Source organism: Flavobacterium sp., from assembly GCF_043780635.1.
Classification (GTDB): domain Bacteria; phylum Bacteroidota; class Bacteroidia; order Flavobacteriales; family Flavobacteriaceae; genus Flavobacterium.
This window is the reverse complement of record NZ_JAYWCK010000081.1, coordinates 19,759-43,214: the sequence shown is the minus strand read 5'-3', so window position 1 is coordinate 43,214 and position 23,456 is coordinate 19,759. Positions and strand designations below refer to the sequence as shown.

At 32.5% G+C, this 23,456-nt stretch carries 27 protein-coding genes; all 27 read left to right on the top strand.

Going from position 1 to position 23,456, the window contains the following annotated elements:
- Positions 1-324 precede the first annotated feature (324 nt).
- The 27 genes from ACH2BV_RS08225 to ACH2BV_RS08095 all read left to right on the top strand — a co-directional run bounded on the left by ACH2BV_RS08225 (position 325) and on the right by ACH2BV_RS08095 (position 23,363).
- The gene (locus tag ACH2BV_RS08225) at positions 325-1,131 is read left to right on the top strand and encodes an ice-binding protein (protein ID WP_395050242.1); all 807 of its coding nucleotides are present in this window, start codon (positions 325-327) and stop codon (positions 1,129-1,131) included.
- Positions 1,132-1,410: 279 nt separating this feature from the next.
- Positions 1,411-1,701 (top strand): hypothetical protein, encoded by a 291-nt coding sequence (locus tag ACH2BV_RS08220; protein WP_395050241.1) that lies wholly within the window; start codon positions 1,411-1,413, stop codon positions 1,699-1,701.
- A gap of 338 nt (positions 1,702-2,039) precedes the next feature.
- Positions 2,040-3,542, top strand: a complete 1,503-nt coding sequence (locus ACH2BV_RS08215) for a DUF6600 domain-containing protein (protein ID WP_395050240.1) — start codon at positions 2,040-2,042, stop codon at positions 3,540-3,542.
- 160 nt (positions 3,543-3,702) lie between these two features.
- Entirely contained in the window at positions 3,703-3,870 is a 168-nt protein-coding gene (locus ACH2BV_RS08210) for a hypothetical protein (RefSeq protein WP_395050239.1), read from the top strand.
- A gap of 135 nt (positions 3,871-4,005) precedes the next feature.
- Complete coding sequence (locus ACH2BV_RS08205; RefSeq protein ID WP_395050238.1) at positions 4,006-5,661, top strand: murein L,D-transpeptidase; 1,656 nt, start codon at positions 4,006-4,008, stop codon at positions 5,659-5,661.
- A gap of 194 nt (positions 5,662-5,855) precedes the next feature.
- Complete coding sequence (locus ACH2BV_RS08200) at positions 5,856-6,896, top strand: pesticidal protein Cry7Aa (RefSeq protein WP_395050237.1); 1,041 nt, start codon at positions 5,856-5,858, stop codon at positions 6,894-6,896.
- On the top strand, positions 6,893-9,280 hold the full coding sequence (locus tag ACH2BV_RS08195; RefSeq protein WP_395050236.1) for a glycosyltransferase: 2,388 nt from the start codon (positions 6,893-6,895) through the stop codon (positions 9,278-9,280). The genes ACH2BV_RS08200 and ACH2BV_RS08195 overlap by 4 nt, the downstream gene beginning before the upstream one ends.
- Positions 9,281-9,911: 631 nt before the next feature.
- The gene (locus ACH2BV_RS08190) at positions 9,912-10,385 is read left to right on the top strand and encodes a Dps family protein (protein ID WP_395050235.1); all 474 of its coding nucleotides are present in this window, start codon (positions 9,912-9,914) and stop codon (positions 10,383-10,385) included.
- A 264-nt stretch (positions 10,386-10,649) separates the two neighbouring features.
- Complete coding sequence (locus ACH2BV_RS08185) at positions 10,650-11,033, top strand: hypothetical protein (protein WP_395050234.1); 384 nt, start codon at positions 10,650-10,652, stop codon at positions 11,031-11,033.
- Positions 11,034-11,089: 56 nt separating this feature from the next.
- Entirely contained in the window at positions 11,090-11,308 is a 219-nt protein-coding gene (locus ACH2BV_RS08180; RefSeq protein ID WP_395050233.1) for a hypothetical protein, read from the top strand.
- Between the two features lie 175 nt (positions 11,309-11,483).
- The gene (locus ACH2BV_RS08175; protein WP_395050232.1) at positions 11,484-12,242 is read left to right on the top strand and encodes an MlaE family ABC transporter permease; all 759 of its coding nucleotides are present in this window, start codon (positions 11,484-11,486) and stop codon (positions 12,240-12,242) included.
- Positions 12,243-12,246: 4 nt separating this feature from the next.
- Positions 12,247-12,981 (top strand): ABC transporter ATP-binding protein, encoded by a 735-nt coding sequence (locus tag ACH2BV_RS08170; protein WP_395050231.1) that lies wholly within the window; start codon positions 12,247-12,249, stop codon positions 12,979-12,981.
- A gap of 16 nt (positions 12,982-12,997) precedes the next feature.
- On the top strand, positions 12,998-13,864 hold the full coding sequence (locus ACH2BV_RS08165) for an MlaD family protein (protein WP_395050230.1): 867 nt from the start codon (positions 12,998-13,000) through the stop codon (positions 13,862-13,864).
- 138 nt (positions 13,865-14,002) lie between these two features.
- Positions 14,003-14,767 (top strand): DUF4382 domain-containing protein, encoded by a 765-nt coding sequence (locus tag ACH2BV_RS08160; RefSeq protein WP_395050229.1) that lies wholly within the window; start codon positions 14,003-14,005, stop codon positions 14,765-14,767.
- 234 nt (positions 14,768-15,001) lie between these two features.
- Positions 15,002-15,238: a hypothetical protein gene (locus tag ACH2BV_RS08155; RefSeq protein WP_395050228.1), complete on the top strand. Its 237-nt coding sequence runs from the start codon at positions 15,002-15,004 to the stop codon at positions 15,236-15,238.
- A gap of 39 nt (positions 15,239-15,277) precedes the next feature.
- A complete protein-coding gene (locus ACH2BV_RS08150; protein ID WP_395050227.1) occupies positions 15,278-15,505 on the top strand; it encodes a hypothetical protein in 228 nt (75 codons plus the stop codon).
- Positions 15,498-15,908 (top strand): low affinity iron permease family protein, encoded by a 411-nt coding sequence (locus ACH2BV_RS08145; protein ID WP_395050226.1) that lies wholly within the window; start codon positions 15,498-15,500, stop codon positions 15,906-15,908. Before ACH2BV_RS08150 ends, ACH2BV_RS08145 begins: the two co-directional genes overlap by 8 nt.
- A 183-nt stretch (positions 15,909-16,091) precedes the next feature.
- The gene (locus ACH2BV_RS08140) at positions 16,092-16,277 is read left to right on the top strand and encodes a CsbD family protein (RefSeq protein ID WP_395050225.1); all 186 of its coding nucleotides are present in this window, start codon (positions 16,092-16,094) and stop codon (positions 16,275-16,277) included.
- A gap of 34 nt (positions 16,278-16,311) precedes the next feature.
- The gene (locus ACH2BV_RS08135) at positions 16,312-16,803 is read left to right on the top strand and encodes a hypothetical protein (RefSeq protein WP_395050224.1); all 492 of its coding nucleotides are present in this window, start codon (positions 16,312-16,314) and stop codon (positions 16,801-16,803) included.
- 208 nt (positions 16,804-17,011) lie between these two features.
- Positions 17,012-17,197 (top strand): general stress protein CsbD, encoded by a 186-nt coding sequence (locus ACH2BV_RS08130; protein WP_395050223.1) that lies wholly within the window; start codon positions 17,012-17,014, stop codon positions 17,195-17,197.
- A gap of 59 nt (positions 17,198-17,256) precedes the next feature.
- The gene (locus ACH2BV_RS08125; RefSeq protein WP_395050221.1) at positions 17,257-17,721 is read left to right on the top strand and encodes a peptidase M23; all 465 of its coding nucleotides are present in this window, start codon (positions 17,257-17,259) and stop codon (positions 17,719-17,721) included.
- Between the two features lie 215 nt (positions 17,722-17,936).
- Positions 17,937-18,089, top strand: coding sequence for a lmo0937 family membrane protein (locus tag ACH2BV_RS08120; RefSeq protein ID WP_395050220.1), 153 nt, complete (start codon positions 17,937-17,939; stop codon positions 18,087-18,089).
- A gap of 27 nt (positions 18,090-18,116) precedes the next feature.
- Positions 18,117-18,362 carry a YtxH domain-containing protein gene (locus ACH2BV_RS08115; RefSeq protein ID WP_395050219.1) on the top strand — a complete coding sequence of 82 codons (246 nt, stop codon included), beginning with the start codon at positions 18,117-18,119 and terminating at the stop codon, positions 18,360-18,362.
- 34 nt (positions 18,363-18,396) lie between these two features.
- Positions 18,397-18,654: a hypothetical protein gene (locus tag ACH2BV_RS08110; protein ID WP_395050218.1), complete on the top strand. Its 258-nt coding sequence runs from the start codon at positions 18,397-18,399 to the stop codon at positions 18,652-18,654.
- Between the two features lie 44 nt (positions 18,655-18,698).
- A complete protein-coding gene (locus tag ACH2BV_RS08105; RefSeq protein ID WP_395050217.1) occupies positions 18,699-19,454 on the top strand; it encodes a diguanylate cyclase in 756 nt (251 codons plus the stop codon).
- Between the two features lie 325 nt (positions 19,455-19,779).
- Positions 19,780-21,240, top strand: coding sequence for an ice-binding family protein (locus ACH2BV_RS08100; RefSeq protein ID WP_395050216.1), 1,461 nt, complete (start codon positions 19,780-19,782; stop codon positions 21,238-21,240).
- 95 nt (positions 21,241-21,335) lie between these two features.
- Positions 21,336-23,363, top strand: a complete 2,028-nt coding sequence (locus tag ACH2BV_RS08095; RefSeq protein ID WP_395050215.1) for an OmpA family protein — start codon at positions 21,336-21,338, stop codon at positions 23,361-23,363.
- Positions 23,364-23,456 lie beyond the last annotated feature (93 nt).

The window sequence follows — 23,456 nt, the reverse complement described above, 5'->3', positions numbered from 1 at the left end:
ACAGCATTAACTTTGGTGCAATTCATCAATAAATTTATTTTTGAAAGACCAATAAACAATATTAAAACACAAATAATTTAATTGCACCCAACGGGTTAATTATACTCTTTTTATTCCTCCTCATTATTTAATTTATCTTCTATTACCTACGGATGATGCAATTTTCTATATAAATTGCATCATTTTTTTTATATTATTATTACTGATTTAATTACTTAAATGTGTGAATAATGTAATATTAACAAAAAATTATGTAAGGCAAAACAAAGGAAATGCTCTCACCTTTGTGTTGTGACAATTAAGTCACAACCCAAATCTTTTATAATGAAATTAAAAAATGTTTTTTCAACCGTAGCAATGCTTGCGGTTGTTTTACTGTCCAGTTGTGATAATCAAGAAAGCTACCCTACAGCTTCTACAACAACTCCAGAAACTTTATTAACAGCTCCATTATCTACAGAACTTTCTGCAGAAGCCAACTCCATTGAGGGAGTAAACCTTGGTGTTGCCGGTAATTTTGTAATTCTGTCAAAAACAGGAATTACCAGTGTTTACAAATCTACTATAACTGGAGATATTGGTACAAGCCCAATCACTGGTGCAGCTATGGTAGTAAGTTGTGGCGAAGTAACAGGAAATGTGTTTTCTGTTGATGCTGCTGGCCCTGCATGTAAGACTACTAGTGCTACTATGTTAACGGCTGCCATAGGTGATATGCAAACAGCATACACTGATGCTGCCGGACGATCTAATCCTGATTTTTTGAATTTGGGTGCTGGAACCATAGGCGGAAAAACACTTACTCCTGGATTGTATAAATGGACAAGCTCAGTTAACATTCCAACAGATATTACCATTTCTGGAAGCTCAACTGATGTATTTATTTTCCAAGTTGCTGGTACTCTAAAAATGAGTTCTTCTGTTAGGGTTACTCTAGCTGGAGGAGTACAAGCTAAAAATATTTTTTGGGTAGTTTCTGATGCAGTTACTTTCGGAACCACTAGTCATTTTGAAGGAAATATTCTTGGAATGACAGGAATAAATATGCAAACAGGCGCAACGATTAACGGAAGAATGTTGGCTCAAACTGCTGTAACACTTCAAATGAATACCGTTACACGTCCACAATAAATTAAAGTTTTTAATATCAAAGAGGCTATCGAGAGATAGCCTCTTTTTTATTGTCCTAAAATCAAGATTATCAGACATCAAGTGTGAATGATATAACTTTTAGGAGAAATTGTGTAACACATTTTGCCGCAAACAAGCGCAACTTTGTACTGTCAATATTAATTAATTAATTTGAAGGAGTGAATATTGATTTATGTTAATAATATAAAGAGCTTAAAGATTGTCATTCGATAATGTATAAAAGACTCAAAATAATTTAATTCATTAAAAAACAAGATTATGAAAAAATTCATTTTTTTTGCTAGTATGGTAGTAATGGTAACATTATTTAATTCCTGTTCAGTAGGCTATGTTGCCCAGGAACCGGTGTATCATACCTATAACAGACCACAACGTCCAAGCAACGATTATATTTGGATAGAAGGCGGCTGGAACTGGAACAGCGGAACCAATTCGTATACTCAGGTGAATGGTAACTGGGAGAGACATGATAATGGTCGTAAACACAAACAAGGTCATTGGAAAAAAAATAAACATGGTTCCAGATGGGTAAACGGTTCACATAGATAAACCTTGTATAAATTCTAAAGAAAGTCTGAAAACACAAAGTTGTTTTCTTTCTTTAAAAAATAAAAAAGGGTGTCTAAAAAAGGGGTTAAACCACAAGGTACAGTAGCAGTTATTTAGACTATATTGTATTGTTATTTAAAATCAGCATAATGTATTCTTGTTGAACACTATTGTACTTTTTGTGGTTTATTACTTTCTTTATTTGATATCCTTTTTTTAAAATATTTTAATTATCCTTTTTTCGCCAAATTTTATTACCTATTACTTCAAAAGAAACACCAAACCCTACGCTAGCTTTTAGCGGTGTTTTTTTTATAATATCATTAAATTCAAACATTATGAAAACATTAAGTAAAACATTTATCCTAATCTTTGCTCTCAATGCACTTGTTTGGCTAGCGCCACAAAAAGCATCTGCACAAGTATCCATTAACTTTCAAATCTTTTATGATAATTTAAGTCCTTACGGGGATTGGGTATATAATTCAGACTATGGATATGTTTGGATTCCTGATGTGTCTAATGGGTTTACTCCTTATGGCACAAATGGATATTGGACATTCACTAATGTAGGCTGGACATGGGTTTCCAATTATTCATGGGGATGGGCTCCTTTTCACTATGGCCGCTGGATGCATGATAATTATTACGGATGGGTTTGGGTTCCTGGAGACGAATGGGGTCCGGGATGGGTTAGTTGGAGAAGATCTGAAGGTTATTATGGCTGGGCACCAATAGGACCTGGCATCAATATTACTTTTGCTTATAGCAGCGGTTACAGATTGCCTTACAATCAGTGGACCTTTGTCAGAGATAGAGATTTTGGAAGAACAAATATCAATAATTACTATATCAATTCCTCCAGTAACATTACAATCTTTAACAATTCAACAGTCATCAATAATGTTCAGATAGATAAATCAAGTCGTGTACGATATAATACAGGACCTAGTAAAACAGAGGTTCAAAAGAGAACCGGTAAGTCAGTAGCTCCTGTTATGCTAAGAGAAAGAAATATTCCCGGACAAGCTGTAGACAGAGGGGAACTTCAGATATACAGACCACGTGTACAAAAAAGTACTGCAGGTGGAAATAAACCTGTTCCAAACAGAGTGTCAAGAAAGGAAGAAGTGAAGTCTGTAAGTCAAAGGAATAGTAATACTCAACAAGAAAGAAACAATCAACAAGCTAAACAACAGCAAGAGCAACAACGTAATAATCAACAAGAAAGAAACAATCAGCAGGCTAAACAACAGCAAGAGCAACAGCAAAGTAATAACCAGCAAGCTAAACAACAACAAGAGCAACAGCAACGTAATAATCAGCAGGCTAAACAACAGCAAGAGCAACAGCAACGTAACAATCAGCAGGCTAAACAGCAGCAAGAGCAACAACGTAATGCTCAACCTACTAAACAACGTAATAACCAGCAGTCTAGACAACAGCAACAGCAAAGCAATAATCAAAAAGCTCAAGAACAGCAAGCACAACAACAACTTAATAATCAGCAGGCTCAACAACAACAAGAGCAACAACAACGTAACAATCAGCAGGCTCAAGAACAACAAGCGCAACAACAACGTAACAATCAGCAGGTTCAAGAGCAACAAGCACAACAACAACGTAACAATCAGCAAGCACAACAACAGCAAGCAGAACAACAAAATAATAATCAGCGAGCACAACAACAGCAAGCAGAACAGCAAAATAATAATCAGCGAGCTCAAGAACAGCAAGAGCAACAGCAAAATAATAATCAGCAGGCTCAAGAACAGCAAGTTCAACAGCAAAAAAATAATCAGCAGGCTCAACAGCAGCAAGACAAAAAGAAGAAAAAATAATTAGTCTGGCTCTGATACATTTGAATAATTAGAATCTATATATTAAATAATGCTGCCTTTTTTTAAATATTAAAGGCAGCATTCCTAAAAAAAATCATTTATTAAACATTACTAACCTTTAAAATTTAACAACATGAATATCAAAAGAATCTTCGGAGCATTGCTCACAGCCTTAGGAATAGGTGGTCTTATCTATACTGCCGTAGTTTTTGCCGATACATCAGGTGATACGCGAGATGTAAAAGATCTTATCATTTACGGAGTATTAGGTATTATATTCTTCATTTCAGGCATTAGTCTTGTACGTACCACAAAAGACGAATCATAATTAAAATTTTTATAATAAACAAAAGACTAAAAAGTATGCAACAGCAAATACTTAGGTAATATAAAACTGTTGCTACTTTTTTTTTTCGAGCTTGGATTATGCCAAATTCTCTCATTGCCTAAAAAAAATATAATTATGAATTTCATTTCCATCATTTCATCCACCTCCAAAAGCAAAATTGTTTTTGTTTTATTAATTGCTTTAACAATTTTGGGATGCAAGGATAAAGGATCTTCCAAAACAAGTATTTACAAAGATCAAAACTACACGGATTTAGTTCTTGATGAAACTTCTGTAAATGACTATTTTGACGCATTTCCAGAAAGCGATACCATTAAAAATGAAGTTATTCGGTTTTATGAAAACCGGGAATATCAATTTGCCTGGTTCAATAAAAAAGGAATGACCGCTTCGGTTCCGATTTTCTACAACCAAATCCAAAATTACAGTGCTGATTTTAATGATAAAAGTTTCAAAAATATCCCATTAGATTCTTTAATTACTCTAATTGAAACCGATGAGAAATCTTCTCTTGTTAAAGAAAACAGAGTGAAAGAATTAGAATTGTTGCTTACAACCACCTTTTTTAAGTATTCAAAAAAAGTGTATGGAGGAATATCAAAAAATCCGAAGGAACTGGAATGGTTTATTCCAAGAAAAAAGAAAAATTATCAAATTCTGCTCGATTCCTTGGTTGATTTAGATAAAGGAGAAAGAATATCGGAACCAGTTAATCCGTACTACAAAACCTTAAAAGAAAAACTAAGAGACTATCGCGACATCTATAAAAAAGGAGGATTCCCGGTCGTGGTTACCACAAAAAAACTTTTATCGGTTTCAGAAAGTGATTCTTGTTTACTAGCAGTAAAAAAGCACCTATTCCTGACAGGCGATTTAAAAACAAATGATGGTTCAATTGTTTTTACAGATCAATTGGCCAAAGCGGTTACTAATTTTCAGCATCGAATGGGATTAATTGAAAACGGAAAGATAAATGCCCAAACCATAACTCAATTAAATAAACCTGTCGCGTTTCGCATTAAACAAATGATGATGAATTTAGAGCGATTGCGCTGGGTTCCTGTAGCAATGGAAAACGAATTTTTAATCGTCAATATTCCAGAATATAAACTGCATATTATTGAAAACGGCAAATTAGTCTGGACTACTAATGTAGTGGTAGGAAAAGACGTAAAACAAACCAGTATTTTCAAAGGGAATATTTCCAGCATCATCCTTAATCCCTATTGGAATATCCCCAACAGCATCATAAAAAGCGAAATTATCCCAAATATAAAAGAAAATCCAAATTATCTTAAAGACAATAATATGGAAGTGCTTTCCGGCGATAAAGTTATCAATTCGTCAAACATAAATTGGAATAAATACAAAGGAGATGTTCCTTTTACCATTCGACAAAAACCTGGTCTGGACAACGCTTTAGGAAAAATGAAGTTTTTATTTCCCAATAATTTCAATATTTATTTACACGATACACCTTCAAAAGGGCTGTTCAACGAATCAAAACGTGCTTTTAGTCACGGTTGTATCAGAGTTGAAAACCCTAAAAAATTACTAATGTATTTCCTTCGAAACGATACCTCTTGGAATCCGGAAAAAGTGGAATCCGTTTTTAAAACCGGCAAAGAAACTGGCATTCCAATTAAGCCAACAGTTCCTGTTTATATTGTTTATTTCACTTCCTGGGTTGACAATGCCGGGCAATTGAATTTCAGAAATGATATTTATAATTTAGATGAACAACTATCCAATGAAATTTTTGGAGAATGATTTTTTTTTGGTTTTTTGGTTGGGAGGCTGTCTTTTTAAGACGGCCTCTTTTTTTTGAAATTTTAGACTAGGGTGCTTTTTATGGCAAAAGTGTGAATGATATAACTTATTCAAAAAGTTATATAACTTCTTTGTTTTTATAAAATCGACCTTTATAATTCATTTAAATTAAGTAATTCCTTGAATTAAAAGTTATGATAGCAGTAAAAAAAGACGGAATAATACTCACGAAGACAGCGCTTATTTTTGAAAATGAAGGTGTTTTAAATCCAGCAGCCATTAGAGAAGGAGGCTTTGTTCATATGTTTTATAGAGCGGTGAGCGAAGGAAACCATTCCAGTATTGGCTATTGCAAACTTATGGGACCATTAGAAGTAGAACAACGGCTGGACGTACCTTTGATCTCCCCTGAATTTGAGTATGAAAAACACGGTATTGAAGATCCAAGAATCGTAAAAATAGAAGATTTGTATTATCTCACCTACACGGCTTATGATGGTGTAAACGCATTGGGTGCATTGGCAACTTCGAAAGATTTAATTCATTTTGACAAAAAAGGAATCATTGTTCCTCAAATGACTTATGAAGAATTTAATCGTTTGGCTGAAACAGATGTGGTCATGGACGAAAAGTATTATCGCTTCAATCAGCACAATCATATTGTTGAAAAAGAAGGTCTAAAAATGTTGCTCTGGGACAAAAATGTTATTTTCTTTCCAAGAAAAATCAATGGCAAATTATGTTTCTTTCATCGCATTCGACCCGAAATACAAGTTTTGGTTCAAATTGAATCATTAGAAGAGTTAACCAAAGAATTTTGGAAAGAGTACTTCATCCATTTTAATGATTATGTAGTTCTTTCACCAAAATACGACCACGAAATAAGCTATGTAGGTGGAGGTTGTCCGCCAATAGAGACTGAATTGGGCTGGCTTATCATTTATCACGGTGTTCACGAATCTATAAAAGGCTATGTGTATTCGGCTTGTGCCTCTATGTTGGATTTAGAACATCCACAGATAGAAATTGCCAGATTGCCTTATCCATTATTCAAACCCGAGGAAATTTGGGAATTAAAAGGCGAAGTAAACAATGTGTGTTTTCCAACAGGAGCCGTAGTTTTTGACGATACTTTATATATCTATTACGGTGCTGCCGACGAAAGAATTGCTTGTGCCTCTATGAGTTTATCTGAATTATTAAAAGAAGTAATGCTAAATAAAAAAATAAAATGAGAACTAAAAGAACAATCAATCCTAACAATTTGCTTTCCATAAAAAAACAGCTTCAAAATAGTTCTGAAAATGAATTAAATTTTAAGAAAAACAAAATCAAGTTACCTGAGATTTTAATTATCACCACTTTCCCACCTCGAGAATGCGGTATTGCAACGTATTCTCAAGATTTAATTTTTGCCTTAAAAAACAAATTCAAAAAATCGTTTGCCTTAGAAATTGTTGCTTTAGAATTAGAAAAAGAAAAGCACACTTATGCGGAAGATATCTATGCAGTTTTAGAAACTGACAATCAAAATTCGTATTTGGAATTAGCTGAAAATATTAATGAGAATACCAATATTGAAATTGTTTTAATTCAACACGAATTTGGTTTATTCAGAACCAATGAAGCTGATTTTATATCTTTTTTAAAATCGGTTCATAAACCAAAAATTGTAGTTTTTCATACCGTTTTACCACGTCCGGGAGAAAAACTTAAATTGCAAGTTCAGCAAATTAATAATGCTGTTGATGCATTTATCGTAATGACAAATACATCTGCAAAAATATTAGAAAATGATTATGATGTTTTGCAGGATAAAATCACTGTAATTCCACACGGAACGCATTTAGTAGAACATTCGAACAAGGAAGTTCTCAAAGAAAAATACAATTTAACGGGACGAAAGATTATTTCGACCTTTGGATTATTGAGTTCCGGAAAATGTATTGAAACTTCTATAGATGCTTTGCAAACCATTGTTAAAGAACAACCCGAAGTATTATTTCTTGTTATCGGAAAAACACATCCAACGGTTGTTAAAAACGAGGGTGAAATATACCGAGATTCGCTAGAAGCTAAAATTATTGCATTAGGATTACAAAAAAATGTAAAATTCATCAATCAATATTTGCCGTTAGATGCACTTTTAGAATACTTGCAGCTAACTGATATTTACCTTTTTACAACCAAAGATAGAAATCAGGCTGTAAGCGGTACTTTCTCTTATGCTATAAGTTGCGGTTGTCCCATTATTTCTACACCAATTCCGCATGCTGTCGAAGTATTGCAAAACGGAACAGGAATTATTATCGATTTTGAAAATCCAGAACAATTAGCCGAACAAGTTATTCGTTTGTTGAATGATAATAAATTGCGCAAAAGTATTTCTGCAAATGGCATTCATAAATTAGCCCCAACTGCCTGGGAAAACTCGGCAATTGCACACGCTATGTTATTTAAAAAAATTTCTGATAAAGGAATAGTTTTAAATTATAGAATTCCTAAGATCAACCTCAACCATTTCAAAAATTTAACAACTCCATTTGGAATGATTCAGTTTTCTAAGATCAATCAGCCAGATTTAGATTCGGGCTATACTTTAGATGACAATTCACGAGCTTTGGTGGCGATTTGCCAACATTACGAATTGACAAATGATGAAGCAGATCTGGAATACATTAAACTTTATTTCAATTTTATAAAATTCTGTTTTCAATCTGATGGTTCTTTCTTGAATTATGTAGATGAAAATGAAAAATTCACAATACAAAATAGTGAAAACCTTGATGATGCAAACGGAAGAGCTATTTGGGCTTTGGGATATCTTATTTCGATAGGTGATATATTGCCAACAGTATTATATGAAAAAGCAGTGTTAACCTTCCAAATAGCATTGATTAATGTCGGTGAAATACATTCCACTCGAGCCATGGCTTTTATTATAAAAGGAATTTATTATAGTAGTTTAAACAGCAATTTTATTCAAAATATAGATTTATTGAAGCAACTTACCAATAAATTAGTTCAGATGTACAAACACGAAGCAGAGGAGAACTGGCATTGGTTCGAGAGTTATCTCACGTATGCTAATAGTATTTTGCCTGAAGCGATGTTGTGTGCCTATTTAGCAACTGGCGATAATGGCTATAAGCAAATTGCTATAAAATCTTTTGATTTCTTATTGTCAAAAATATTTAGAAACAATAGTATTAAAGTAATATCAAATAAGGGTTGGCATACCAAAGGAGAAGTATTAAATTATGCAAAAGTGGGTGGAGAACAACCCATAGACGTCTCTTATACTATTCTTGCGCTGAGTAAATTTTACACTACTTTCAAGGACGAAAAGTATTTGCAAAAAATGGAAACAGGTTTCAGCTGGTTTTTAGGAAACAACCATTTACACCAAATTATCTACAATCCTTGTACCGGAGGTTGTTATGACGGCTTAGAAGACCTTTATATCAATTTGAATCAAGGTGCCGAATCCACAGTGAGTTATTTAATGGCAAGATTTACGATGGAAAAATATTTGAACAATAGAGTTAAAATAGGCACCGATAAAAAGGTTGTTTCTAGGAAAATCAAGTCAAAATCAAGTCTTTATGACTTAAAATGAGGCACTTATGAATCCAATAAACTAGGAATTATATAACTTTTCTCAAAAATTATGTAACAGTTTAACGATTTAATTTAATGAATTTTACAGTGTAGAAAGTTAATAGCAATTAATTTCTAAATAAAAATGATCAGTGTTGTTTAGTCAAGAGAAGAAGAAACTCACCACAATTTAATGCGTGGTACTAACAAATGGCATTGATGATTTTTAGAGTTATTCTGAAAAGAATAGTTAAAAGTTTTGAAAAAAGGTCGAGGTTGTTTAGTCAAGAGAAGAAGAAACTCACCAAAATTTAATACGTTGGTACTAACAAATGACATTGATGATTTTTTAAAATTATTCTGAAGAGAATAGTTAAAAGTATTGAAAAAATAATCAGTGTTGTTTAGTCAAGAGAAGAAGATCCTCACCAAAATTTAAATTTGATGGTACTAACAAATGACATCGATTATTTTGAAAATTATTCTGAAAAGAATAGTTAAAAGTATTGAAAAAAATAATCAGTGTTGTTTAGTCAAGAGAAGAAGAAACTCACCAGAAATTAAATTTGATGGTACTAACAAATGACATTGATGATTTTTTTTAAATATTTTAAAAAATTAAAATATTGAAAATTAATAAATTAAATAATATGATCCCTAAAATTGGAATTACCGAAATTCATTTACAAAAAAGCAACAGTCTTCTTTCCGTTATATTATCAGATGAAATGACGCTTTACATCAAAACCAGAAAATTTCACTGGAATGTAGCTGGCGAAAGTTTTATGGAATTGCATAAATTATTTGAAGCACAATACACAGAATTAGAAGCTCTTATTGATACTGTTGCAGAACGAATCGGAAAATTGGGAGGAAAAACCATTGGTACAATGAACGAGTTTTCATTGCTTTCCAGAATTGTGGAACATCCCAACAAATATCCAGTTCAAAAAGCAATGCTTTCAGAGTTGCTATCTGATCACGAAACTCTTATAAGCGAATTGCGTAAAGATATCGATATCTGTACTAACGATAATCACGATGCTGGGACAGCTGATTTACTTACGGGAATTATGCAACAACACGAATCCATTGCCTGGATTTTAAGACGCTATTTGAGTTAATATCATTATAAACAAATACATCGTTATAAAAATAAATAGTTAGAATTGGTTTTTGGTTAGTAGCTGCCTCTCAGAGGCAGCTACTTTTTTTATACGACACCAGACTTGGTATTTCATAAGGCAAAAAGTGTGAATAATGTAACTTATTTCTAAAGTTATATAACATTATTTAAGGTTAATAGGCTCAACTTTACCCTTTTATAATTTAATTGTCATCATATGATAAGAATGCGTTCTCATTCTAAAAATTAAAAACCAAAAACTATGAAACCAACAAAAAAATTAGGGATATGGATGGATCATTCCATTGCTTATCTAATGGAGTTTACCTCTAATCCATTTGAGATTAAAACCATTGAATCAAAATTTACCCATCTCAAAAAGATGGAAGCTTTAGCTAAAAGTGAAAGTCTAATGCATAATAAAGAGCAGCAATATCTTTCAAGTTATTATAGAAAATTGAGTGAAGTAATAAAAGATTACAAGCGAGTTCTGCTTTTTGGTCCTACCAATGCAAAAACGGAATTATTTGATTTTTTAAGCGAAGATGAGCGTTTCGTAAATATAAAAATCGAAATCAAAGAAACGGACAAAATGACCACAAATCAAAAAGATGCATTTGTAAAGATCTATTTTTCGAAAGCTTAATTTCAGTTTTTCGAAAAGAATTTATAGGAATAAGAAACAAGTTTAAAACGAGAAAAATGAATACAAAAAATCTTGGAATAGGATTAATAATATTGGGGATAATAATGACAGTGTATACTGGATTCAATTATGTGACTACTGAAAAAGTTGTTGAAATAGGTCCAATTAAAATAAACAAAGAAAAAAACCATCCTGTACAATGGACGCCTATTATTGGGGTGTTAATAATTGTTGGAGGGATTGTCATCATTGGGGGCAGTAGAAAAAAACAATAGAACTTAATTTACAATCCTGCAATCTCGATTTAGCCAACATAGCACTGACATGGGTTACATAAGTTCTTTTGCCCAAAATCACATTCTTTTTTATAGTTTAAAAATTCTGGTACTATTAGAATTGACTCTTAAATAATTTAAAAAATTATTAACATCCAAATAACAAAATAAAATTTTGATATTATATCTAAAAAATATTTTTAATGATGCAGGCAATATTACCCAATTTGCCTTAAGGTTTTATAAAGAACTTTTTAAACCTGCTTTTCAATTCAGAGAATTTGTCAGGCAGTGCTTCGCTGTTGGATACAAAACATTACCATTAATAAGCATTACAGGATTTATAATGGGATTAGTGCTCACTATTCAATCACGGCCAACTTTATTAAAATTTGGAGCTGAATCCTGGTTGCCAAGTATGGTTTCGTTGTCCTTAATCAGAGAAATTGCACCTGTGGTTACCGCTTTAATTTGTGCCGGAAAAATAGCTTCCGGAATTGGTGCTGAATTAGGTTCTATGAAAGTTACAGAACAAATTGACGCTATGGAAGTTTCTGCAATAAATCCTTATAAATATCTAGTAGTTACCCGAATTTTAGCCACTACTCTTATGGTTCCACTTTTAGTGCTATATGCTGATTTTATTGGAATTTATGGAGGTTATGTAGGTTACAACATACACGGAAGTATGGGTTTGTATCCTTATTTCTCAGATGTAATGGAACATCTTGAATATTTAGATTTTCTGCCAGCATTTATTAAAACCTTTTTCTTCGGTTTTTTTATAGGATTAATAGGTTGTTACAAAGGTTTTAATGCCTCAAATGGAACAGCAAGTGTAGGAATTGCGGCTAATGAAGCGGTTGTATCTGCTTCACTTTCTGTTTTTATTATTGATATGATGGCTGTACAATTAACCGATTTATTTTTCTAAAATTATGGAAAAACAAGCTATTATAGCCATTAGTAATTTATATAAATCTTTTGGAAAAAATAAAATTTTAAAAGGAATTAATATTACTGTAAACAAAGGAGAAAGTTTGGTGATTCTTGGTCGTTCCGGTTGCGGAAAATCAGTGACCATAAAATGTCTAGTCGGATTAGTTGGAGCGGATAAGGGTAAAATAAAAATTTTTGGCACAGAAATCACCTCATTAAACAACAACGAACTCAACGAAATCAGGGTTAGGATTGGTTTTATGTTTCAAAATGGCGCCTTGTATGATTCGATGTCCATAAGACAAAACCTGGCATTCACCTTAAAACATCATACTCGAAATTTGCCTGAACCTGAAATAGAAAGTCTGATTATTGAAGCATTGGACAGTGTTGGTCTGAAAGAATCTATTGATAAAATGCCTGCAGAATTATCGGGCGGAATGAAAAAGAGAATTGCCTTGGCAAGAGCCATTATCATCAATCCCGAAATTATTTTGTATGACGAACCCACTTCGGGTCTGGACACCATAACCTCAAGAGAAATCAGTGAATTGATATTGTCTGTCCAAAAAAAATACAAGACAACATCCATCATAATTACCCACGACATGGCTTGTGCAAAAATGACAGGAAACCGGATTTTGATTCTGAAAGACGGAGTAATTAATGCCGAAGGTACTTATGCGGCCTTGGAAAAAAGTAAGGACGAATGGGTACGTTCTTTTTTTATTTAAACAAAAAACATAAATCATGAATAAAGATACCGGATCAAATTGGAAATTAGGAATGTTTGTAATAATTGGATTAATACTATTGGTTCTAACCATTTATCTTATTGGGAAACAACAAAATTTGTTTGGTTCCACCTTTTACTTAAAATCAAAATTTAAAACTGTAAGTGGACTCACCGTGGGAAATAATGTGCGCTTTTCAGGAATAAATGTTGGAACAGTAGACGGAATTGAACTTATAACAGATTCCAGTGTAGTAGTTGTTTTAAAGATAAAAAAAGAGGTACAAAAGTTTATTAAAACGGATGCTATGGCCAGTATAGGTTCAGACGGATTAATGGGCGATAAAGTCCTGACAGTTTCACCTGGAACTTCATCCAATAAAATAATCAAAGACAATGATTTTATTGTCTCAAAAAGTGCTGTGGAAGTAGAAGATCTTATGAATAGCATAAAAATTACTTTAGATAATGCTGGGGTAATTACGACTCAATTAGCTCAATTTACCTATAGTATGAATAATGGAAATGGGACTTTGTCAAAATTGATGAATGACAAAGAATTTGCCATCAGTTTAAAAAATACGCTTGCCAATCTAGAAGTTAGTACTAATGAATTTTCCAAATTCACAACAAGTATGAATAACGGAAAAGGTGTATTGTCAAAACTGGTCAGTGATGAAGAGTTAGGAAAAAAATTAGATTCCACAATGTCAAATCTTCAATCAGGAACAAAAGGACTAAGTGAAAATATGGATGCGGCAAAAGAAAATTTCTTATTAAAAGGCTATTTCAATAAGAAGAAAAAAGCCGAAGCAAAAAAGCAGGAAGAATTAAAAAAGAAAAAGGATTCAACAAAGTCTGAAAAGATAATTCCAAAAAAATAATTTGTTTGTTATTGTACTGAAAAAACAAAAGCGTAAATAATATAACTTAATACTAAAGTTATGTAACACTTCGTTATATTAATGTAATCACCTTTACAAGATTGTAAAAATTAATTTGCAACACTAAATAAATTGAAAATGAAAAAGTTAAATTTTATTCTAATGATCCTATTTTTTGGATTTATGATGAATTCGTGCAGTAATGACAGCACAAAATCTTCTTACCCAGTCGCCATAAAAATGACAGATGCACCTGGTCCTTATGAAGCCGTATTTGTTGATGTGCAAGGAGTGGAAATAACTGGAAGCGGTGGAGAAACAGTAACCTTGAACGCAAAAAAAGGTATTTACGACTTACTTAAACTTTCAAATGGCGTTAGCACATTAATTGCTACCGATACCTTAGAAACTTCTAAGATAGAGCAAATACGACTGATACTTGGAACAAACAACACAGTAGTTCTTGGTGGTGTTAGTTATCCATTAAGTACTCCAAGTGCAGATCAATCCGGATTGAAACTCCAAGTACATCAAACGCTTCAGCAAGGTATTTTGTATGCGATACTTCTTGATTTTGATGCTAATAAGTCTATCGTGACAACTGGAAACGGAAGCTATAAACTGAAACCAGTTATCAGAACCATTCAAACCGCAACCAGTGGCTCCATAAAAGGAAAAATTTCACCTATTGGATTAGCAACTGTTAGCGTAGTCAGTGCCACAGATGCTACTCTTACTTTTTCAACAAATGTAAATGCCGAAGGTAATTTTACGGTTATGGGACTTCCTCCTGGAACTTATAACCTGACCATTACTCCAGTATTGCCTTTACTTCCTGTTGTCAAAAGTAATATTGTAGTTACTGCGGGAATTAATACAGATATTGGAACTATTATATTATAAGGTTTTAAAAAAGCATTCTAAAAACACCTCGGTTTCTTAAAAAAAGCTGAGGTGTTTTTTTGTATCATAAATAAATTGTTTTTTGTAAAATGCACATTTACAATACTCGATTCCCTTTTTTAAAATATGTGAATGATGTAACTTTTTCTAAAAGTTATGTAACCCTTCCTATACAAAACCAAGTCATCTTTGTAACGTCATGAAAATTCATTCATGGCAAAAATTAAAAACAAAATGGCAGATATGACAAACCTATTTAAAGCAGCAGAATTTCAAGATGCTTTAGCAGAAAATCAAGATTTATTTGATAGTAACAATAGTAATGCACGTTGTCACGAAGGTTTCTCCATGTATCCTGATGAAGTTTCCAATCAGTTGGAAAAAGAATATTATGACAGAGCCAGTGGATGTTCTGTAAAAGCTCAGGAAAATAATATTTTTGATTATCAAGTTTATCTAAAAAATTATTAAAGTTAAGCTTTAGTTCAATAATCAAAAAAAATATTTATCATGAAAACAGAAAATAAAATCAACAATGCCATTCTGAAAATTACCATGAAAATAAAGGAACAATTTCCGGAATTATCAAAATATATTTTAGAGATGCCAGTCACTATTCCGAATGTGGAAAATCCAGAAATGAACAGTAAAGCATTACAAGATTACTATGATTCATTAAATGTGTTATTAAAAGATTACACCGAAAATCACAAAATAGTTTCAAAACAAAATGAATAAATTAAAAGATATATACGGTTTCACAGAGAAAATTTTTGAAAGACTAGTTTCTTTGGCAACCTCCATTTTGGGTAACTCCATCACTTTTATTCTGGCTTTATGCTTGGTATTATTCTGGTGGGCTAACAATCTATTTACCACTCGGGATGTTCATCAAATTATTGGTGATATCATTTTTGGAACAACATTTTTGAGTTTGTTTATTATTCAAAAATCATTCAACAGGTTTTCGGGTTCAATAAATTTAAAAATAAATGAATTGGTTTCTTCACACGAACCAGCCAACAATTCGGTGATAAATGCCGAAGAAAAAACAGAACGAGAAATAACGGAACTTTCTAAAGAGTATGCCGAATTAGCTGAACAAGTCAAAGGGCTAGAGGAAGAAAATGATAAAAATTAATTTTTACTTCTCAGTCAAATTCAATCTATAATTCTTGTAAGTCCAGTTTAACTTTACTGCTGACTTTCTACTGAAATGTGTGAATAATGTAAGTTCTTACTAAAGTTATGTAACACTTTAAACATGTTAAGCAACCACCTTTGTATCGTTGTGAAAATCCTTTCACATATAAATTAAAAAAAAATGAATACTACAGAACTAAAAGGGGACTGGGAACAACAAAAGGGTAAACTAAAACAAAAGTTTGCCGCTTTAACTGACAATGATTTGCTATTTGTAAAAGGCAAAAAAGAAGAAATGCTAGGAAAACTTCAAATTAAACTTGGCAAAACAAAAGAAGAATTATTTAAAATCATTGGAAAATTATAATATAAAAACTTAAAAACTAAAAAAAATTAAAATCATGAAAAAAAATATTTTATTAGCTACTATGCTATTCGGTTTAGCAATTAGCGTACAGGCACAAGACATTTCGAAAAATGCAATTGGTTTGCGATTGGGCGATAATGACGGATTTGGAACTGAAGTTTCTTATCAGGCTAGACTTTCTCCTAAAAACAGATTAGAGTTGGATTTAGGTTTTAGAAACAACAACAATGAAAATAATATAAAATTAGCAGGTTTATACCAATGGGTTTGGAATATTGACGGTGGTTTCAATTGGTATGCCGGAGTAGGTGGAGGAATTGGAAGCTGGAGATACGATAATAATAATGGTGTAACTGACAATGGCTCATTTGCTTTTGCAGCAGGTGATGTAGGAATTGAATATAATTTTGATTTTCCATTACAACTTTCATTGGATGTACGTCCGGAATTGTATTTTGCTTCAAATTCATACGTAGATAACAATTTTGGACCAGACGTAGCATTAGGAGTGAGATACAGATTTTAATAACTTATTGACAAATAAGCTATACAATAGTATTGGTAATTTCAATTTTCAAACAAACTTAGGATTCTACTTTTAGACAAAAGCCAAAAAATTTCTGACATTGTCTAAAAGTGTGAATCTTGTAATTCTACTTTAAAATTGTATAAAATTTTATAATTCAGCTGGTTGTATCTTTGTATTGTTAAGATAAAACATAATATAATAAAAAATGGACACTACAAATATAAACGGTAGCTGGGAAGAACTAAAAAGTAAATTGAAACAAAAATTTACCGATTTGAATGACGATGATTTGCAATTAGAAGACAGCAAAAAAGAAGAAATAATTGAAAAAATACAATTGCAAGTTGGTAAAACCAAAGAGGAATTATACAAAATAATAAGAGGTTTTTAAACTGTATCTATTAATTAAGAGATATGTCGAGTTTAAAATTCAATCGAAAAATCACAAAAATGAAAAAGTCAATTTCTACCCTGGCATTTTTAATATTTATTGCAGGAACACTAATGATAAGTTGTAAATCTTCAACAAAAGAAGAAACAGAATCACAGGAAAAAGTACAAGACGCCAGAGAAAATGTACAAGATGCAAAAGATAGTCTGGTAGTGGCAAAAAAGGCTGCAACCGCCGAAGAATGGAAAGCTTTCAAGAATGAAACAGATTCAGTAATCAATGATAACAAAGCCAGAATCGCTGAATTAAAATTGAAAATGAAAAAGACTGATGAATCTATTGATGCTAAGTACCAAAAAAATATTGATATCCTTGAACAAAAAAACAAGGATCTTAAAGTTAAAATGGATACTTATAAAAATGATGCAAATAGTGACTGGCAATCTTTTAAACGAGAATTCAATCACGATATGGACGAAATTGGTCAAGCCTTTAAAGATCTTACAGTTGACAACAAAAAATAATAAAAAGGCGAGTTGATTCTCGCCTTTTTTATTAGATTAAATTGAAAAAAGTGTGAATGTTATAACTATTGAAAATAGTTATGTAACAGTTTTAAATTCTATTCAGCTGACCTTTGTATTATGATTCATTGCTAATATTGGGTGAAGAAAAAACCTATTTAGGAATCAATATTAATTTTTCTTATTCCAATTTTTAACTTTTAAAAACAATTATTATGAGCAATCTACTTTACACAATCGCAGTTATCCTAATCATTTTTTGGGCAATCGGATTTTTCGCCTATAGTGCGGGATCCATCATTCACATTCTTCTAGTTATAGCCATAGTTGCTATTTTATTAAGACTTATTCAAGGTAGAAGATTATAAATAAATTAAACATTAAAAATAAAAATCATGAATTCAAGTAAAGTATTATTAGGCGTTTTAGGTGGAGTAGCTGTTGGAGCATTAGCGGGAATCTTGTTAGCACCCGATAAAGGATCAAAAACAAGAAAAAAAATCATGAATAAAGGCAAAGATTTTGCCGATGACATGAAAGAAAAATTTGAAGATTTGTATGAAAATGTAGCTGACAAATATGATACTCTTTTGCAAGATGCAAAAGGATTAGTTTCAAACCATGAAGTTAAAGTGAAATAAAATTTCATTTCAATATCGTTTTAAAGATTCAATTATGAAAAATAGTGCTACAACAATAGGAATTTACTCTGAAAAAAAAGAGAATTCTAGAGGGGAAAATTCAAAAATGTTACCCCTAAGTTTGAAAGACAAAATAGCCGATGCTTTATCGTCTTTTTTGTCAGAATTGGTAATTTCTATTGTTGTTACTCTATTTAATCAACTTATAAAAATCAAAGCATTAGAATGCCTCTCTGGTTTTTGTTATCATAATATATCTGAATCACGATTAATAAAAAGCAAGATAAAATGAATACTGTTAAAGAAGCCGAATTTATGAAAGAATCCATCCTTTTGATGGAAACTAAACTTGACAGGAAATTATCCTTAGCCACAAAAAAATTAGTGCTTAAAAACGAAGAAATAGAAAAAAATTCAAAAGAATTAATTTTTGCAAACAAAGAACTCAGTTTTCAATACAAAGAAAGAGGTAATCTTGCTGCCGAGTTAATCTTGGCTAACAAAAATCTTGCCTTTCAATATGAGGAGAAGGAAAAACGAGCTGCCGAGTTAGATGTTGCAAATACTGAACTTGCCTATCAAAATGTTGAGAAAGAGAAACGTGCCTCAGAGTTAGTTATTGCAAACAATGAGATTGCATTTCAAAATGAAGAGAAAGAAAAAAGGGCAGTAGAATTAATTATTGCGAACCGGGAACTTGCTTTTCAGAAATTAGAAAAAAACATACGGTCATCAGAGCTTATTATTGCTAATAAAAAGCTGATTTTTAAAACTCAGGAAAGGGAAATAAAAACAGCCGAACTCAATATTGTAAACCGAGACCTTAAAATAGCCAGAGAAAATCAAAAAGAATATATAAGAGGCTTAGAAGAAATGATATTTATGACTTCACATAAAGTGAGGCAACCTATTGCTAATATTATAGGATTTTCTAATATTCTGGATGAATCCACAATTTCACCTGACGATTTAAAACGATCAATAGACAGTATCAAAGAATCAGCTCTTGCTCTTGACCTTTTTACAAGAGAATTGACAACATTAATTTGTGAATTAAGTGAAAAAATGGGAAAAATAAAAAATAAGAAATAACACCATTATTTTAACATATAGTAGAACTAAATATTTGAAACCTACTTTAGTTCTTTAAAAGAAATCGAGGCTTATAAACCTCGATTTTTTTTGTGATATACCTAATTTAAATATTTTCAATTGGAAAAAAAAGAAACTGTAAATATTTTTTAATGATTTGGTAGTTAATTAAATATGATTTTTTTAGCAATACTTATTTTTTTAAAATGTGTGAATGATATAACTCTTTGCTAGAATTGTATAATACTTCTAAACTAAAACTGTCTAACCTTTGTACCATAAATATTTAATATTTTAAAAAAATTAATAAAAAACCCAAAAAAAAATGAAAACAAGAAAATTACTCTCGATCCTTGCAATACTGTTTATTGCTTTAATGTCGGGTTGTGCCAGTGATGATTTCAATGAAGTCGTTGGCATATGCCCAATTGTAGTATCAACGAACCCGCTTGATGGTGCCACTGGTGTTCCTTTTAACCAGATTGTTTCAGCCACTTTCAACGAAGAGATGAATCCTGCAACTATTAATCAATCCTCATTTATCTTAACAGTAGGAGGAACACCTGTCTCTGGAACGGTAACGCTTTCTGGAGCAGTCGCATCATTTACCCCAAGCAGCCTTCTTATAGCTAACACTATTTATACTGCAAAAGTGACAACATTATCAAAGGATTTAGATGGAAATGCATTGCAAGCAGATCATATTTGGACATTTACAACAGGTATTTTACCTGTAGTTGTTTCAACTAGCCCAATAAACCTTGCTACTGGTGTTGCACTTAATAAGATAATTACAGCAACTTTTAATATGCCAATGGATCCTTTGACATTGACCAATCTTACCTATACAGTTAAACAAGGAACAACTACTATACTAGGGACAATTTCCTATTCTGGATCAACAGTTTCTTTCACGCCAACTTCTCAATTAGTAGGTAATAAAGTTTATACTTGTACTATTACTACAGGCGCTAAAAATGTTGCCGGTACTTCATTAGCCAATGATTATGTTTGGAGCTTTACAACAGTGATTGCAGTAATTGTAACACCTCCACCAACAGGAACAAGCGGTTTATTCTTTGGAGTTTTCGGAGGTAATGCAGGAATAACCAATCAAGGATTATTTACAGTAGTTAATGGTAAAATAGGAACTACTGCTGCCTCAACTTTGGTAACAGGTTTCAAAGATGGTATGACTGCTGATGTTTATACTGTAACACCTCTTAATAACGGACTTGTTACTGGTGGAATATACGCTGCTGCGCCACCTCCAGGAAATGCTGTAAATGCAGCAATCGCAACTCAAGGACTTGTTGATGCAACAGCTGCTTATCTAAGTATTTCTCCAGCTTCAATGCCTGGTGGAATTGATCCAGGTGCTGGCGAATTAGGTTCATTAACTTTGGCCCCTGGTGTTTATAAATCTGCAAGCGGTACTTTCAAGATAACAAATGGAGATCTTACATTAGATGCTCAAGGTGATCCTAATGCAGTATTCGTTTTTCAATGTGCTTCTGCTTTGACAGTAGGGGATTCAGCTCCAAGTAATGTTAAATTAATAGGCGGAGCCTTGGCTAAAAATGTGTACTGGTATGTAGGTAGTACAGCTGTTATTAACTACGCCGGAGGTGGAATTATGACTGGAAATATTATCGCTAATTCGGGAGTGACTTTGTCTTCTCCAGCTAACAGCACAAATTCAAGTGTAACAACATTAAACGGTAGAGCAATTTCATTAGTATCTTCGGTTACTATGGTAAATACAGTGATTAACGTACCTAACTAAGGCGTAAAAAAAATAATTTAATATTCAAGAAATATATCCCGTCTCAGGGCGGGATTTATTCTAAACCAAAAAAAATTAAATAAAAAATAAAAAAAATGAAAGTTAAAACTAATTTTAAAGTGGATTCCTGTAAGACATGGTTTCCTAATCTTACCCTTAAAAGCATTATATTAATTGCTTTGGTATGGTTCAATATTCAAACGCCTGTTCAGGCTCAGGAAATACAATATACGAAACCATCATGGTGGTTTGGAGTTGCAGGCGGTGCCAATTTTAATTTCTATCGCGGTTCAACAAACCAGTTGAATGCTGATTTAACTCCTCCGGTAACTTTTCACGATGGTAAAGGTGTTGGTCTTTTTATTGCGCCTCTTATGGAATTTCACCGTCCGGATTCAAGATGGGGATTTATGCTACAAGCAGGATATGACAATCGTAAAGCGAAGTTTGACCAAGTAGTTTCTCCGTGTAACTGCCCTGCAGATTTAACGGCTAACATAAGTTACATTACTGTAGAACCAAGTTTGCGTTTGGCTCCTTTTAAATCAAATTTTTATTTGTATGGAGGTCCACGTTTGGCATTCAATATGGATAAATCATTTACTTACCAATTAGGAATCAACCCTGCTTATCCTAATCAAGTTCCAAGTCCTGAAGTAAAAGGAGATTTAAGTGACATCAATAAAACTATTATTTCGATGCAAGTTGGATTAGGATATGATATTCCGCTTTCTTCACAAAATCACAAAACACAATTCGTTCTTTCCCCTTTTGCCTCATTTCAACCCTACTTCGGGCAAAATCCACGTTCTATAGAAACATTGAACATTACAACTGTTAGAGCTGGTGTTGCACTTAAATTTGGCCGAGGAAAACTAATCACGACACCAGAAGAAAAAGCTGCAGTGGTTGTAGAACCAGAAGTTCAATTTTCAGTTTATGCTCCCGCTAATGTTCCTACACAGAGACGTGTAAGAGAAGTATTTCCACTACGTAACTATATTTTCTTTAACATTGGTTCAACTGAAATACCAAATCGTTATGTAATGCTTAAAAAAGAAGATGTAAAATCATTCAGAGAAGATCAACTTGAAATGGTAACCCCTATAGATCAATCTGGTCGTTCAAAAAGACAAATGAATGTGTATTATAATGTTATCAATATCCTTGGTGACAGAATGATAAAAAATCCTACAACAACAATTACCTTAGTCGGATCATCAGAAAAAGGACCTAAAGAAGGTAAAGAAATGGCTGAATCAGTTAAATTCTACTTGGTAAACACTTTCGAAATTAGTGCTTCAAGAATTAAAACTAAAGGTCAGTTTAAACCAAATATCCCATCAGAACAACCAGGAGGAACTCGTGAATTAGATCTTCTTCGTGAAGGTGACAGAAGAGTCTCTATCGAAAGTAGTTCTCCTGTATTATTGGTAGAATTTCAAAGTGGTTCTAACGCTGCTATGCCTTCTGAAAATGTAACAATGCAAGAAGCACCAATTGAAAGTTATGTAGTATTTGATGTAAAAGGAGCCAACGAAGCTTTCTCAGCGTGGTCAATCCAAGTTGTAGATGAATCAGGAAAAATGCAGTCTTTTGGACCATATACTCAAGAAAGTGTAAGTTTATCCGGAAAAGATATTTTGGGTACACGAACTGAAGGAGATTATAAAATAACTTTGATTGGTCAAACCAAAAGCGGCAAAGTTGTAAACAAAGAAACAACTGCACATGTAGTTCTTTGGGAACCAGCCAGAATTGACGAAGGTTTAAGATATAGTATCATTTTTGAATTCAACGAATCAAAAGCGATTTCAATTTATGAAAAATACTTGAGAGACGTTGTAGCACCTAAGATTCCTATAAATGGAACTGTTATTATCCACGGTCATGCTGACATTATTGGAGATGATGCTTACAATTTAAAATTGTCTATTGCTCGTGCAAACGAGGTGAAAAACATTATTGAAAGTGCCTTGACAAAATCTGGAAGAACTGATGTTAAATTTGAATTAAGCGGTTATGGTGAGGATTTAAATTATTCTCCTTTTAAAAATGAATTCCCAGAGGAACGTTTTTATAATCGTACAGTAATCATTGATATTTTTAACAATGGTAAATAAAATGAGAGAAAACTAGACAATACTTTTGTCAAGACAGCAAAGAGGATAGGGATTTAAATTCCTATCCTCTTTTTGATTGTATTAAAAGGTTTT

Excerpts from the sequence above, each read along its gene's own strand:
- ACH2BV_RS08225 (WP_395050242.1), top strand. The coding sequence starts at position 325 with ATGAAATTAAAAAATGTTTTTTCAACCGTAGCAATGCTTGCGGTTGTT.
- ACH2BV_RS08220 (WP_395050241.1), top strand. The coding sequence starts at position 1,411 with ATGAAAAAATTCATTTTTTTTGCTAGTATGGTAGTAATGGTAACATTA.
- ACH2BV_RS08215 (WP_395050240.1), top strand. The coding sequence starts at position 2,040 with ATGAAAACATTAAGTAAAACATTTATCCTAATCTTTGCTCTCAATGCA.
- ACH2BV_RS08205 (WP_395050238.1), top strand. The coding sequence starts at position 4,006 with ATGAATTTCATTTCCATCATTTCATCCACCTCCAAAAGCAAAATTGTT.
- ACH2BV_RS08200 (WP_395050237.1), top strand. The coding sequence starts at position 5,856 with ATGATAGCAGTAAAAAAAGACGGAATAATACTCACGAAGACAGCGCTT.
- ACH2BV_RS08195 (WP_395050236.1), top strand. The coding sequence starts at position 6,893 with ATGAGAACTAAAAGAACAATCAATCCTAACAATTTGCTTTCCATAAAA.
- ACH2BV_RS08190 (WP_395050235.1), top strand. The coding sequence starts at position 9,912 with ATGATCCCTAAAATTGGAATTACCGAAATTCATTTACAAAAAAGCAAC.
- ACH2BV_RS08185 (WP_395050234.1), top strand. The coding sequence starts at position 10,650 with ATGAAACCAACAAAAAAATTAGGGATATGGATGGATCATTCCATTGCT.
- ACH2BV_RS08180 (WP_395050233.1), top strand. The coding sequence starts at position 11,090 with ATGAATACAAAAAATCTTGGAATAGGATTAATAATATTGGGGATAATA.
- ACH2BV_RS08170 (WP_395050231.1), top strand. The coding sequence starts at position 12,247 with ATGGAAAAACAAGCTATTATAGCCATTAGTAATTTATATAAATCTTTT.
- ACH2BV_RS08165 (WP_395050230.1), top strand. The coding sequence starts at position 12,998 with ATGAATAAAGATACCGGATCAAATTGGAAATTAGGAATGTTTGTAATA.
- ACH2BV_RS08160 (WP_395050229.1), top strand. The coding sequence starts at position 14,003 with ATGAAAAAGTTAAATTTTATTCTAATGATCCTATTTTTTGGATTTATG.
- ACH2BV_RS08155 (WP_395050228.1), top strand. The coding sequence starts at position 15,002 with ATGGCAGATATGACAAACCTATTTAAAGCAGCAGAATTTCAAGATGCT.
- ACH2BV_RS08150 (WP_395050227.1), top strand. The coding sequence starts at position 15,278 with ATGAAAACAGAAAATAAAATCAACAATGCCATTCTGAAAATTACCATG.
- ACH2BV_RS08145 (WP_395050226.1), top strand. The coding sequence starts at position 15,498 with ATGAATAAATTAAAAGATATATACGGTTTCACAGAGAAAATTTTTGAA.
- ACH2BV_RS08140 (WP_395050225.1), top strand. The coding sequence starts at position 16,092 with ATGAATACTACAGAACTAAAAGGGGACTGGGAACAACAAAAGGGTAAA.
- ACH2BV_RS08135 (WP_395050224.1), top strand. The coding sequence starts at position 16,312 with ATGAAAAAAAATATTTTATTAGCTACTATGCTATTCGGTTTAGCAATT.
- ACH2BV_RS08130 (WP_395050223.1), top strand. The coding sequence starts at position 17,012 with ATGGACACTACAAATATAAACGGTAGCTGGGAAGAACTAAAAAGTAAA.
- ACH2BV_RS08125 (WP_395050221.1), top strand. The coding sequence starts at position 17,257 with ATGAAAAAGTCAATTTCTACCCTGGCATTTTTAATATTTATTGCAGGA.
- ACH2BV_RS08120 (WP_395050220.1), top strand. The coding sequence starts at position 17,937 with ATGAGCAATCTACTTTACACAATCGCAGTTATCCTAATCATTTTTTGG.
- ACH2BV_RS08115 (WP_395050219.1), top strand. The coding sequence starts at position 18,117 with ATGAATTCAAGTAAAGTATTATTAGGCGTTTTAGGTGGAGTAGCTGTT.
- ACH2BV_RS08110 (WP_395050218.1), top strand. The coding sequence starts at position 18,397 with ATGAAAAATAGTGCTACAACAATAGGAATTTACTCTGAAAAAAAAGAG.
- ACH2BV_RS08105 (WP_395050217.1), top strand. The coding sequence starts at position 18,699 with ATGGAAACTAAACTTGACAGGAAATTATCCTTAGCCACAAAAAAATTA.
- ACH2BV_RS08100 (WP_395050216.1), top strand. The coding sequence starts at position 19,780 with ATGAAAACAAGAAAATTACTCTCGATCCTTGCAATACTGTTTATTGCT.
- ACH2BV_RS08095 (WP_395050215.1), top strand. The coding sequence starts at position 21,336 with ATGAAAGTTAAAACTAATTTTAAAGTGGATTCCTGTAAGACATGGTTT.